Annotated in this window: 14 protein-coding genes; 3 read left to right on the top strand and 11 right to left on the bottom strand. The window is 73.4% G+C overall.

What is annotated here, in order from left to right; genetic code table 11:
* The 5 genes from J5Y09_RS20440 to hisF all read right to left on the bottom strand — a co-directional run.
* Positions 1 to 360: thiamine phosphate synthase (locus tag J5Y09_RS20440; protein ID WP_209353709.1), on the bottom strand; the 360-nt coding region annotated here is incomplete at its 3' end.
* 81 nt (positions 361 to 441) lie between these two features.
* A complete protein-coding gene (locus J5Y09_RS20435) occupies positions 442 to 2478 on the bottom strand; it encodes a tetratricopeptide repeat protein (protein ID WP_209353708.1) in 2037 nt (678 codons plus the stop codon).
* A 53-nt stretch (positions 2479 to 2531) separates the two neighbouring features.
* Positions 2532 to 2915, bottom strand: a complete 384-nt coding sequence (locus tag J5Y09_RS20430) for a histidine triad nucleotide-binding protein (RefSeq protein WP_209353707.1) — start codon at positions 2913 to 2915, stop codon at positions 2532 to 2534.
* Between the two features lie 109 nt (positions 2916 to 3024).
* Positions 3025 to 3597, bottom strand: coding sequence for a phosphoribosyl-ATP diphosphatase (locus J5Y09_RS20425; RefSeq protein ID WP_209353706.1), 573 nt, complete (start codon positions 3595 to 3597; stop codon positions 3025 to 3027).
* Complete coding sequence (gene hisF, locus J5Y09_RS20420; protein WP_209353705.1) at positions 3597 to 4379, bottom strand: imidazole glycerol phosphate synthase subunit HisF; 783 nt, start codon at positions 4377 to 4379, stop codon at positions 3597 to 3599. The genes J5Y09_RS20425 and hisF overlap by 1 nt, the downstream gene beginning before the upstream one ends.
* A 129-nt stretch (positions 4380 to 4508) precedes the next feature.
* On the opposite strand from hisF, the gene J5Y09_RS20415 reads away from it, so the two are divergent.
* Entirely contained in the window at positions 4509 to 4886 is a 378-nt protein-coding gene (locus J5Y09_RS20415; RefSeq protein ID WP_209353704.1) for a hypothetical protein, read from the top strand.
* A gap of 36 nt (positions 4887 to 4922) precedes the next feature.
* Here J5Y09_RS20415 and hisA read toward each other — a convergent pair whose 3' ends face one another.
* The 5 genes from hisA to hisB form a co-directional block, all read right to left on the bottom strand.
* Positions 4923 to 5651 carry a 1-(5-phosphoribosyl)-5-[(5-phosphoribosylamino)methylideneamino]imidazole-4-carboxamide isomerase gene (hisA, locus tag J5Y09_RS20410; RefSeq protein WP_209353703.1) on the bottom strand — a complete coding sequence of 243 codons (729 nt, stop codon included), beginning with the start codon at positions 5649 to 5651 and terminating at the stop codon, positions 4923 to 4925.
* Between the two features lie 81 nt (positions 5652 to 5732).
* Positions 5733 to 6320 carry a GNAT family N-acetyltransferase gene (locus J5Y09_RS20405; protein WP_209353702.1) on the bottom strand — a complete coding sequence of 196 codons (588 nt, stop codon included), beginning with the start codon at positions 6318 to 6320 and terminating at the stop codon, positions 5733 to 5735.
* The gene (gene hisH, locus J5Y09_RS20400) at positions 6317 to 6976 is read right to left on the bottom strand and encodes an imidazole glycerol phosphate synthase subunit HisH (protein WP_209353701.1); all 660 of its coding nucleotides are present in this window, start codon (positions 6974 to 6976) and stop codon (positions 6317 to 6319) included. The genes J5Y09_RS20405 and hisH overlap by 4 nt, the downstream gene beginning before the upstream one ends.
* Positions 6977 to 6989: 13 nt before the next feature.
* Positions 6990 to 7364 carry a DUF2628 domain-containing protein gene (locus J5Y09_RS20395; protein ID WP_209353700.1) on the bottom strand — a complete coding sequence of 125 codons (375 nt, stop codon included), beginning with the start codon at positions 7362 to 7364 and terminating at the stop codon, positions 6990 to 6992.
* A 2-nt stretch (positions 7365 to 7366) separates the two neighbouring features.
* Positions 7367 to 7981, bottom strand: a complete 615-nt coding sequence (gene hisB, locus J5Y09_RS20390) for an imidazoleglycerol-phosphate dehydratase HisB (RefSeq protein ID WP_209353699.1) — start codon at positions 7979 to 7981, stop codon at positions 7367 to 7369.
* A gap of 88 nt (positions 7982 to 8069) precedes the next feature.
* Here hisB and J5Y09_RS20385 point away from each other — a divergent pair, with 88 nt between their 5' ends.
* Both J5Y09_RS20385 and trpS read left to right on the top strand, forming a co-directional pair.
* Entirely contained in the window at positions 8070 to 8744 is a 675-nt protein-coding gene (locus J5Y09_RS20385) for a YggS family pyridoxal phosphate-dependent enzyme (RefSeq protein WP_209353698.1), read from the top strand.
* A 136-nt stretch (positions 8745 to 8880) separates the two neighbouring features.
* The gene (gene trpS / locus J5Y09_RS20380) at positions 8881 to 9882 is read left to right on the top strand and encodes a tryptophan--tRNA ligase (protein WP_209353697.1); all 1002 of its coding nucleotides are present in this window, start codon (positions 8881 to 8883) and stop codon (positions 9880 to 9882) included.
* A gap of 78 nt (positions 9883 to 9960) precedes the next feature.
* Here the strand turns inward: trpS and murJ are convergent, their stop codons facing one another.
* Positions 9961 to 11517 carry a murein biosynthesis integral membrane protein MurJ gene (gene murJ / locus J5Y09_RS20375; RefSeq protein WP_209353696.1) on the bottom strand — a complete coding sequence of 519 codons (1557 nt, stop codon included), beginning with the start codon at positions 11515 to 11517 and terminating at the stop codon, positions 9961 to 9963.
* Positions 11518 to 11610: the final 93 nt, after the last annotated feature.

Here is an 11610-nt window from a genome sequence, read left to right as displayed (position 1 = left end):
GGTCGGGAACAGGGGCGACAGGAAAACAAGCTCCGGGCCCAGCCGCCGCGCCCGCGCCGCGCCCGCCGCCCCGCCATGGGCCGCCAGCGTCAGCACCGCGCCCGGCGCCCCGGCGCGGCGCGCGGCCAGGAAGGGCAGCAGCCCCGTGGCCGGGCGCCGCTCCGGCAGGTGCAGGCCCGCGCCTGCCGCCAGCGCCGCGCGCCCATCGCCCGCGACCAGCAGCACCAGGCCCCGTCGCCGGCACAGCGCGGCCAGACCCGCCAGCACCGGGGGCGTGGCGCCGCGCGCCAGCACGCCCGCCCCGCGCGGCAGGCGGGCCGCGACGGCCCGGGGGTCGGGCAGGCGCGCGGGGTCGGACACAAGCCAGAGCCGCGGCAGCGTTCGCCCGGCGCGCCGCGGCGGGCGGCATCGCCTTGCCGCCGCAACGAGCGCGCCCACGCGCTAGCCCCGCGCCTTCGCCAGCACCAGGTCGCAGAAGGCCGCGGACAGCCGCGCAAGGCCCGGCAACAGGTATTCGAAGCCCCGGCGCGCCTCGGAGAACATCGCCCGCATGCTGGGATTGGCCTCGAAGACCAGCAGCCGGCCATCGGGCAGCAGCGCCGCGTCGACGCCGAGGAAGTCGAGCCCCATCCGATCCGCCACCTCGCCCAGGGCGATCAGGCGGATGGCGCCGAGATGCCGCTCGGTGTTCGCGAGGTAGTCCTGCTCGAGCGCCTGCGCCTCGGGGTGCACGCGCATATAGGCGCGCGAATTGGCGTGGTGGATGTTCCAGTGGTCCGCCGTCGCGAGGTGCTCGGCCAGGATCCGCCCGCCCACCAGCAGCAGGCGCGTCTTGCGATACAGGCCCTGCTCGTCGCGGAAGTCGACGAACTCGGTCGCGAAGTGCTCGACGCCCGATGGCAGCCCGTCCAGGTCGTCGGCCGAATGCGCGAGGACCATGCCATGCCCGGTATGCGTGCCCGCCGGGCGCAGGATGACGGGGAAGGGCAGGCCGCCGGCCTCGAGCGCGGCGATGACGGCGGCGGGCGTATCCTCGGCGGCCGGAACGCGGATGACGCGCGGCACCAGCAGCCCGTCGATGTCGGCCAGCAGCGCCGCGGCGCTGTCGCGCGCCGCGCGGTCGATCAGCCCGGGATGGTTGATGACCGGCAGGCCGAGCCTCTCCACCACCCGGCCGGCCAGGGCGAGGCCCCGGCGCATCCCCTCGGGTTCCGTGATCGCGTTGTAGATGACGTCGCAGCGCGGCAGCCGGTCGAGCAGGCCGGGATCGTCCTCGATCGCGTCGACGAACAGCTCGACGCGGGCGAAGCGCGCCGGGTCCAGGTGGTCGGAGGCGTTGTTGTGGCCGTCGGGCAGCTTCGCGCCGCCCGGCGCCGGCACGAAATGGCCGTCGCCGATCGCCTGCAGCACGAGCACCGTCGCCTCAGCCGTGCCGCGCGCCGGGACATGCACGAAGGGCCGCGCGCGGACCGCGCCGAGCGAGGCCGCGTGCGCGGCGGCCGCGTCCCCCGCCGCCGCCGCCGCCACGGCCAGCGCGAGCAGCGCGAGCCCATCCCCGGGCGCCAGCTGCCGCGCGCGTTCGGCGGCGGCGCGGGCCGCCTCCGCCTCGCCGGTCCAGGCGAGCAGCAGGGCCAGGTTGGCATGCGCCGCGGGCAGGCGCTGGTCCGCCGCCACCGCGCTGCGGAAGGCCGTCGCCGCTTCCCCCATCCGGCCCAGCGCGCGGAGCGCGAGGCCGAGGCTGTTCCAGCCCGTCGCGGCGCGCGGCTCGCGCGCCAGCGCCTCCTTCAATTCGGTCGCCGCCTCCTCGGCGCGGCCGGTGCCGAGCAGCACGTCGCCAAGCCGCAGGCGCGCCAGCGCGAGGCCAGGATTGCGCGCGAGGGCGCGCCGCAGCGCCGCCTCGGCCTCGGTGGCGCGGCCGAGTTCGGCGAGCGCGGCGCCGAGATTGGCCTCGGCCTCCGCGAAGCCGGGCCGGGACGCGGCAGCGCGGGCGAAGGCCTCCGCCGCGCCGGCGGCATCGCCCACCTTCATCGCGACGTTGCCGAGCGCCATCAGCGCCCCCGGCTGGTCGGGCCGCGCGGCAAGCGAAGCCTCGATCGCCGCCCGCGCCCCGGCCATGTCGCCGCGGCCGGTCAGCAGGATGCCGAGGTTGAGCTGGGCGACCGCGTTGGCGGGCTCGCGCGCCAGGGCGCGGCGCAGCGTCGCCTCCGCGGCGTCGTGGCGCCCGGCCATCGCTTCCGCATTGCCCAGGGCGACGACCCAGGCGACCGGCGCGTCCGGCGCGGCGGCCGCGGTGGCCAGCGGGCCGAGCGCATCCGGCACCCGCCCCAGGCGCAGCAGCACCATGCCGGCGACATGCTGCGTGGCGGGGTCGGCGGGCGCGGCGGCGATGGCGGCGCGTGCGGCCTGCTCGGCCTCGGCGGGGCGGCCGCCGCGAAGGGCGGCCTCGGCGGCACGGAGATGCGTCTGGGCGTCGGTCACGCGACGTGGCTTACCCCCGCGCCCGCGCAAGGGGAAGGCGAGGGCGCGGCCGGTCAGTCCGCCTTGGGCACCATCCGGCCGATCCGCCGGCCGCCGAAGACGTGCACGTGGAAATGCGGCACTTCCTGGCCGCCATCCGCGCCCATGTTGGTCAGCACGCGATAGCCCCCGGCCTCGAGCCCGAGATCCTTCGCCACCTTGGCGACTGCCCGCCAGAAGCCGGTGATCTCGGCCTCGCTCGCATGCGCCGAGAAATCCGCCACCGAGACATAGCGCCCCTTCGGGATCACCAGCACATGCACCGGCGCCTGCGGGTTGATGTCGTGGAAGGCCAGCGCGTGCGCGTCCTCGTGCACCCGCTTGCAGGGAATTTCCCCGCGCAGGATGCGGGCGAAGATGTTGGCGTCGTCATAGGGCGGCAGGCCGGTCACGGACATGGCGGGGCTCCTCGCTGGGCGCGCCATCCTCCCCAAGGCGCGGGGAGGGGCGCAAGAACGTGCGGGGTGGGGCGCAAGGATGCGCGGGGCGGCGCGCCAGCGCCCGCGGTCAGGGCAGCTTGCTGGTCCCCGCGGCGCGGAGGATGCCGCGCGGGCGCGCCGCCTTCTCCGCGATGCCGGAGATGCCCTGGCGGCGGGCGAGCTCGCCCCAGACTTCCTCAGGCCGGATGCCGGCATCCACCCAGACGACCATCAGGTGATAGAGCAGGTCGGCGCTTTCGAGGACCGTCGCGGCGCGGTTGCCGGTGGCGGCCTCGATGACGCATTCCACCGCTTCCTCCCCCAGCTTCTGCGCCACCTTGGCGGTGCCGCGGGCGAGCAGCCGGGCGGAATGGGACGTCATGGTGTCGCCGGCCTGGCGGCGTTCCTCCACCACATGCCACAGCCGGTCGAGGATGGCGGCCTCCGCCCCCGGCACCGCGATGGCGGCGGCGAGGGGCGTGAGCACCCGCTTTTCCGCCTTGCGCAGCGGCTTCGGAACCTTGGCCTTCACCTTGGCCTTGACCTTGGCCTTGCCCTTCGCGGCGGCCGCGGCCACGGCCGGCTTCGCCTTGCGCTTCGCCTTCGGCGCGGCCTTCGGGGCCTTGCCCGCCGGCGTCTTCTTCTTCGCGGCCTTGCCCATCAGCTGGGGCTCCCAAAGCGTGGGGCACGGCGCACCGGCAGGCCAGCGGCCGCAAGCGCGGCCTTGGCGTCGGCGATCCGGAATTCCCCGTAGTGGAAGACGGAGGCGGCGAGCAGTCCGGTCGCGCCCGCCCGTGCCCCGTCGACGAAATGCTCCGGCTGGCCGACGCCGCCCGAGGCGACGATCGGCAGTCGCACCGCGGCGCGCACGGCGCGCGTCAGGGGCAGGTCGAAGCCCTGCTTCGTGCCGTCCCGGTCCATCGAGGTCAGCAGGATCTCCCCCGCGCCGAGCCCGGCCACGCGCCGCGCCCAGTCCACCGCATCGATGCCCGCGCCGCGGCGGCCGCCATGGGTGAAGACTTCCCAGCCCTCGCCCGCATCCTTCTTCCGCGCATCGATGGCCACGACGATCGCCTGGCTGCCGAAGGCCTCGGCGCAGCGGCGCACCAGGTCGGGGTCGGTGACGGCCGCGGAATTGATCGAGACCTTGTCGGCGCCCGCCAGCAGCAGGCGCCGGGCATCCTCCACGCTGCGTACGCCGCCACCGACCGTCAGCGGGATGAAGACCTCGGCCGCCGTGCGGGAGACGACGTCGAGGATGGTGTCCCGGTTCTCGTGGGAGGCGGTGATGTCGAGGAAGGTGACCTCGTCCGCGCCCTCGGCGTCGTAGGCGCGGGCCTGCTCCACCGGGTCGCCGGCGTCGCGGAGTTCCACGAAGTTCACGCCCTTCACGACGCGGCCGTCCTTGACGTCGAGGCAGGGGATGACGCGAAGCGCGAGCACGGTGACGGATGACCCTTCATCTTGTCCGGGAAGTGGAACGCATTGTGCGCTGCGTGATGGCGCGCTTTCGAGTGCGGCGGAATGATGCCCCAGGTCAAGTGAAGCGATGCTGAGCGGAGGGCGGGACAGATGCGCGGGACCGGCGTGCTCGAGGATGGCTACGAATTCTCCTGGGACGAGCTCGAGCGGGGAACGCCCCGCTTCTGGTGGGGGCCGCGCAAGCGCGCCGCCTTCGACCGGGCGCTCGAGAAGCGGGGCATGTCCCGCAAGGACAAGGACGCCGAGGACCGGGAGGACAGCCGGGACGACGACCGCGACTGGCAGCGCGACCGCGACCGGGACCGTGCCACCAGCGCCGGCGTGGCCGCCGTGGCCTTCGAGGAGAAGCGCGGCGAAAACGGCGGCAACTTCGATACGAAGGAGAGCGGGTCCTCCGCATCCTCCGACAGTGGCGGGTCGTCGGACAGCGGCGGGTCCGACGGCGGCGGGGGCGGGGGCGGCGAATAGCCCGCGGATACGGGGGCCGGCGCCGCCTGCCGCGCCCTAGGCCGCCGCCGCCAGCGCCGCCTTCGGCTCGATCCGCCCGTCATAGAGCGCGCGGCCGATGATCGCCCCTTCGATCCCCGCCTGCGCCGCGCGCAGCGCGAGGAGGTCGCCCACCCCCGCGACGCCGCCGCTGGCGATGACCGGCAGCGCGACAGCGCGGGCGAGCGCTGCCGTCGCCTCCACATTCACCCCGCCCAGCATCCCGTCGCGGGCGATGTCGGTGTAGATCACCGCCGCCGCGCCGCTGTCCTCGAAGTGCCGGGCGAGGTCGGTCGCGGTCACGTCGGAGGTCTCGGCCCAGCCTTCGGTCGCGACCATGCCGTCGCGCGCGTCGATGCCGAGGGCCACGCGGCCGGGGAAGGCGCGGCAGGCGGCCCGCGCGAAGTCAGGGTCCTTCACCGCCGCGCTGCCGAGGATGATCCGCGCGACGCCGGCAGCGAGCCAGGCTTCCGCCACCGCCATGGTGCGGATGCCGCCGCCGAGCTGCACACGCGTGCCCGGCGCCGCCGCCAGGATGCCGCGCACCGCATCCGCATTGGCCGGCTTGCCCGCGAAGGCCCCGTCGAGGTCGACGACATGGATCCAGCCGAACCCTTGCGCGACGAAGGCCGCCGCCTGCGCCCCCGGATCCTCGGCGTAGATCGTGGCCTGGTCCATCTCCCCGCGCTTCAGCCTGACCACCTTCCCCCCCTTGAGGTCGATGGCGGGATAGAGCGTGAGCGTCATCCGTCGATGTCCGTCTGCAAGGGCGGAAAGAAAAGGAAGGGAGGGGGTGCGGGGGAGGTTCCCCTCCCCCGCGGCGCCTTACTAGACCGCCCCGTCGATGAGATCCCCGGTCGCCCTGCCTCGCCCCGGCTCCAGGGTCTTGAAGTAGAACCGCCCCGCCACTGTCTGCCCCTTGACCCGCGCATAGTAGGGATGGGTCCCCCAATGCACGTAGCCGAGGCTTTCGAACAGCGCGATGGCGGTCGCCTGCGTCTCCCGCACGTCGAGGTTCAGGACGCGGTGGCCGAGCGCGGCCGCGCGTTCCTCCACCTTGCCCACGAGCCGCCGGGCGAGGCCGAAGCCGCGGGCATAGGGCGCGATGTAGGCGTGCGTCAGGGTCGCGGCGAAGGCCTGCGCTTCGTTGTTGCGGGGCGGGCGGACCAGCAGGGCGGATCCCACCGCATGCCCGTCGAGCCGTGCCACGAACAACTCCCGTTCCGGCACCAGCAGCACGCCGCGGAAATGCCGTTCCAGCGCGGCGCGCCCCTGGGGTTCCACCCAGCCGAAGCCGCCGCCCTCGATGATGGCGGCGTCGGTCGCCTCCGCCAGTTCGGCCAGGTCGGCATCCGAGAGACGCTCGGCGCGTTCGACCTCGAGCGTATGGCCCGACTGCAGCGCGACGGAATTCACGGTTCCCACCTCAGGAAGTTCGCGAGCATGCGCAGCCCGATGGGCCCGCTTTTCTCGACATGGAATTGCAGGCCGGCGAGGTTGCCGCGCGCGATGATGGCGGCGACCGGCCCGCCATAGTCGGTGGTGGCGATCACGTCCTCGGGGTCCTCGGCCTCGAAGGCGAAGGAATGGACGAAGTAGACCTGGTCGCCGGGGCGGACCAGGTCGAGCACCGGGTGGAAGCCTTCCTCGAAGGACAGCTCGTTCCAGCCCATCTGCGGCAGGGGCAGCGGCAGCCCGTCCGGGCCCTTCGGGTCCATCGGCGCGACCGTGCCGGGGATCCAGCCGAGGCCGGGCGTCTCCCCATGCTCGAGCCCGCGTGTGGCCATCAGCTGCATGCCGACGCAGATGCCCAGGAAGGGAACGCCGTGGCCGCGCACGCGGTCCTCCAGCGCGTCGACCACGCCAGGCAGCGCATCGAGCCCGCGCCGGCAGGCAGCGAAGGCGCCCTGGCCGGGCAGAACGATGCGGTCCGCCATGCGCAGGTCGGCCGCGGAGGTGACGACCTTCACCTGCACGTCGATCTCGTTGTCTTCTGCCGCCTTCTCGAAGGCGCGGAGCACCGAGGCCAGGTTGCCCGAGCCCGGGTCGATCACCGCGACGCGCTGCGTCATGGACTGCCCCCCGTCATCGCGCGACCCGCGCGAGGTCCGGCCGCCAGGAGGCGAGGTGGAGGAAGGCCGCTTCCTCGTCCCGTCCCATGACGACGCCTTCGGTGCGCCAGCCGCGCAGGCCGAGCCACCAGGCTTGCAGGTTTCGTGCCTCGAAACCAATGAACAGGTTCAGGCCGAGAAGCAGCGGGCCGGCCACCGGCCCCGGCAGCGTCGCCGCCAGCGCGATGCAGGCCGCGGCATGGATGGCGGCGAGGGCGATCAGGCGGTTCGACAGGAACCAGATGGTCGGCGCCAGCAGCGCGCCCCAGGCGAAGCCGTCGCGCACCAGGAGGGTCTCGCCCCCCCTTCGCTGGGAGGGAGGTCGCGCATGCACGGTCCAGACGCGCATCCTCAGCCCTCCAGAACGCCCTTGGTCGAGGGGATGGCGCCGCCGGCCCGCGCGTCGGGTTCGACGGCCTGCCGCAGGGCGCGCGCCGCGGCCTTGAAGCAGGCCTCTGCGACATGGTGCGCGTTGGTGCCCGCCTTCAAGGTCATGTGCAGGGTGATGCCCGCGTTGAAGGCAAGGGCGCGGAAGAATTCCTCGAACAGCTCGGTGTCCATCTCCCCCACCTTGTCGCGGGCGAAGGGGACGGACCAGGCGAGGAAGGGGCGGCCGGAGATGTCGATGGCGCATTCGGCCAGCGCCTCGTCCATCGGCAGCAGGGCGGCGCCATAGCGGCGTATGCCGCGCTTGTCGGCCAGCGCCTTGCGGATCGCCTGGCCGAGCACGATGCCCACATCCTCGGCGGTGTGGTGGAAATCGATGTGCAGGTCGCCCTTGGCCGCGACGGTCATGTCGATCAGCGAATGGCGGGCGAGCGCGGTCAGCATGTGGTCGAGGAAGCCGATGCCGGTCGCGATCTCGGCACGGCCGGCGCCGTCGAGGTCGATGGCGACGCGGATCGATGTCTCGGCCGTTTCGCGGACGATCTCGGCGCGGCGGGGCGGGGCGGACAGGCCTTCCATGTCGCGCTTCCTACGCCGCGCGGCGGGGCTCCGCAACAAATGGCGGGCGTGGCCTGCCCGGCGGCGCGCGCGGTGCTAATTTCACCGCATGACCGACATCGCCACCCGCCTCGCCGCCATCCGCGCCCGCATCGAGGACGCGACCGCCCGCGCCGGCCGCCCGCCGGGCAGCGTGACGCTCGTCGCCGTGTCCAAGACGCATCCGCAGGACGCCGTGGTCGCGGCCCTGGCCGCTGGCCAGACCGTGTTCGGGGAGAACCGGGTGCAGGAGGCGCAGTCAAAATTCCCCGGACTGCGCGCGGCGCATCCGGCGCTTCGGCTGCACATCATCGGCGGGCTGCAGACCAACAAGGCGCGCGACGCCGTGCGCGTGGCCGACGTGATCGAGACGATCGACCGTCCGAAGCTCGCCACCGCCATCGCCGAGGCCATGGCCAAGGAAGGCCGCCGGCCGGATTGCCTGGTGCAGGTGAACACCGGCGACGAGACGCAGAAATCCGGCGTGCCGCGCGCGGAGGCGGATGCCTTCATCCGCGCCGCGCGGGAGGAACACGGCCTGCCGGTGACCGGGCTGATGTGCATCCCGCCGGTCGATGCCGACCCGCGCCCGCATTTCGCGTATCTGCGGGAGCTGGCGGGGCGTCACGGCCTGGCGGTGCTGTCGATGGGCATGAGCGGGGATTTCGAGGCCGCGATCGCGGAAGGCGCTACGCATGTGCGCGTGGGGACCGCGATCTTCGGGCATCGGGAGACGCCGGCCTGAACGGCGGCCGCGGCCCCGCGCCAGGTGAGAGGTCCTCGAACCCGCCGCGCGATCCCTGCCGCCCCCTCCCGGGCTTGACGCCCCCGCCCCGGCGCGGGATCACGCCGGCCCCATCCAGGCAGACGGTCCCCTCGCGATGAGCCGCGTCTTTTCAGGCATCCAGCCCTCCGGCGTGCCCACCCTCGGCAACTACCTCGGCGCCATCCGCAACTGGGTGCCGCTGCAGGACCAGGCGGAGGCGATCTACTGCGTCGTCGATCTGCACGCCATCACGGTCTGGCAGGACCCGAAGGAACTCACGCGCCAGACGCGGGAGATGGCCGCGGCGCTGATCGCCTGCGGGCTCGACCCGAAGCGCTGCACCCTGTTCGTGCAGAGCCATGTCGGCGCGCATGCCGAGCTCGGCTGGATCTTCAACTGCATCGCGCGGCTCGGCTGGCTGAACCGCATGACGCAGTTCAAGGACAAGGCCGGCAAGGACCGGGAGGCCGCTTCCGCCGGGCTCTACGTGTATCCGAACCTGATGGCGGCCGATATCCTGGCCTATCACGCGACGAAGGTGCCGGTCGGCGACGACCAGAAGCAGCATCTCGAGCTCGCCAACGACATCGCGCAGAAGTTCAACCACGACTACGGCGTGGAGTTCTTCCCGACGATCGAGCCGCTGATCCAGGGGGTCGCCGCCCGCGTGATGTCGCTGCGCGACGGCACGAAGAAGATGTCGAAGTCGGACCCGTCCGACCAGTCGCGCATCAACCTGACCGACGATGCCGACACGATCGCGCTGAAGATCCGCCGCGCCAAGACGGACCCGGAGCCGCTGCCGGACCACATGGCGGGCCTGGAAGGGCGGCCGGAGGCGCGCAACCTGGTGGGCATCCTGGCCGCCATCACCGGCACGTTGCCCGAGAACGTGCTGCGCGAGCATGGCGGGCAGGGCTTCGGCCCGTTCAAGTCCACGCTGACCGACGCGCTGGTGGCGCATCTGCAGCCGATCGCGGCCGAGATGAAGCGGCTGCTGGACGACCCCTTCGCGCTGGACGCCGCGCTGCACCTGGGCGCGGACCGGGCGCGGGAGATCGCGGAGCCGATCATGAAGCGCGCGCGGGAGATCGTGGGTTTCCTGCCGGCGCGGTAACCGACGGCGTTCGCTGCGCCCCCCGAGGGGGGCGTCAGCCCGCCTGAAGGCGGACCGGGAAGGGCGCGAGGGGGCGGTTCACCCCGCCCCGCCCTTCGCCCGCTTCCGCCGCAACATCCCCCACACTTCCCGAGGATCGAAGGCCCCGAGCGCGATCCCCGCCGCGGTGAAGACCACGCCCCCCGCGCCGATCACCGTCGCCGCCACCGCGGCCCGCGCCAGGGACGTCGCGCCGACGGGCAGGGCCCAGGCGAGCAGCGCCACGACGATGCCCATCACCGTCGCGGCGGCCAGCATGCGCGGCACCCGCCGCCGCGCCCGGCGGTCCACCACATAGGCGCCGCGCCGCACCAGCAGCCAGGCGAGCAGCCCAGCGTTCACCCAGGCCGCCAGCGCCGTCGCCAGCGCCACACCGACATGGCCGAGCGGCCCCATGAACAGCAGGTTCAGCGCGAGGTTCAGGGCCACAACGAACAGCCCGATCTTCACCGGCGTCGCCGTGTCGCCACGGGCGAAGAAGCCGGGCGCGAAGACCTTCACCAGCACGAAGGCCGGCAGCCCGAGGGCATAGGCCATCACCGCCGCCGCGCTCGCCGCCGCCGCGGCTTCCCCGAAGGCGCCGCGCTGGAACAGCGCGGCCATGATCGGCATCGCCGCCGCTGCGAGGCCCGCCGCTGCCGGAAGCGCCAGCAGCAGCGCCAGTTCGACGCCCCGGTTGAGGCTCCGATGCGCCGAGAGGCTCTGCCCGCCGCGCAACTGCCGCGCCAGCAGCGGCAAGAGCGCCGTCCCCAGCGCCGCGCCGACCACGCCGAGGGGCAGCTGCACCACACGGTCGGCGTAATAGAGGTAGGAGACCGCCCCCGAGGGCAGCATCGACGCGATCACCACATCGACCGCCAGGTTGATCTGCGTGACGCCCGCCCCAAGCACGCCGGGCGCCATCTTCCGCAGCACCTCCCGCACCGGGGGCGTCAGCGCCGGCGGGCGCAGCAGCCGCAGCGCCATGCCCGCCTGCCGCGCCGCGAACCAAACCATCGCCAGTTGCACGAAGCCCGATGCGAGCACGCCCCAGGCCAGCGCATGCCCCGGCGTCGCGACATGCGGGGCAAGGCCCACCAGCGCCGCCATCAGGAACAGGTTGAAGAAGACCGGCGCCGCCGCCGCAGCCGCGAAGCGGTCCAGCGCGTTCAGCACGCCCGAGATCAGCGCGACGAGGCAGATCAGCGGCAGGTAGCCGAAGGTGATGCGCGTCAGCTCCACCGCCAGCGCGAATTTCTCGGGTTCCGCCCGGAAGCCGGGTGCGAGCAGCGCCAGCACCTGCGGCATGAAGACCAGGCCGAGCACCGTCAGCAGTCCGAGCCACAGCGCGAGCAGCGCACTCATCCGCTCTGCCAGGTCGCGCGCCGCATCCTGGCCTTCCTTCACCAGCGCGCCGGCAAAGGCGGGCACGAAGGCGGCGTTGAAGGCGCCCTCCCCGAACAGCCGGCGGAACAGGTTCGGCAGCTTGAGCGCGACGAAGAAGGCATCTGCCACCGGCCCGGCGCCGAGCCGCGCGGCGATCATGATGTCGCGCGCAAAGCCGAGGATGCGGCTCGCCATGGTCCAGGCGCCGACGGTCATCACGGAACGGAGCATCCGCGCCCTCTGCCCGCGCTTCCCGGCGGAAGCAAGGCACGCCATGGCCCCCCCTGGCGCGTCAGGCCCGGACGAGGCAAATTGCGCGTCTTG

Source organism: Roseomonas nitratireducens (genome assembly GCF_017813355.1).
GTDB classification, from domain to species: domain Bacteria; phylum Pseudomonadota; class Alphaproteobacteria; order Acetobacterales; family Acetobacteraceae; genus Neoroseomonas; species Neoroseomonas nitratireducens.
This window is presented reverse-complemented; position numbering and strand designations above follow the sequence as displayed.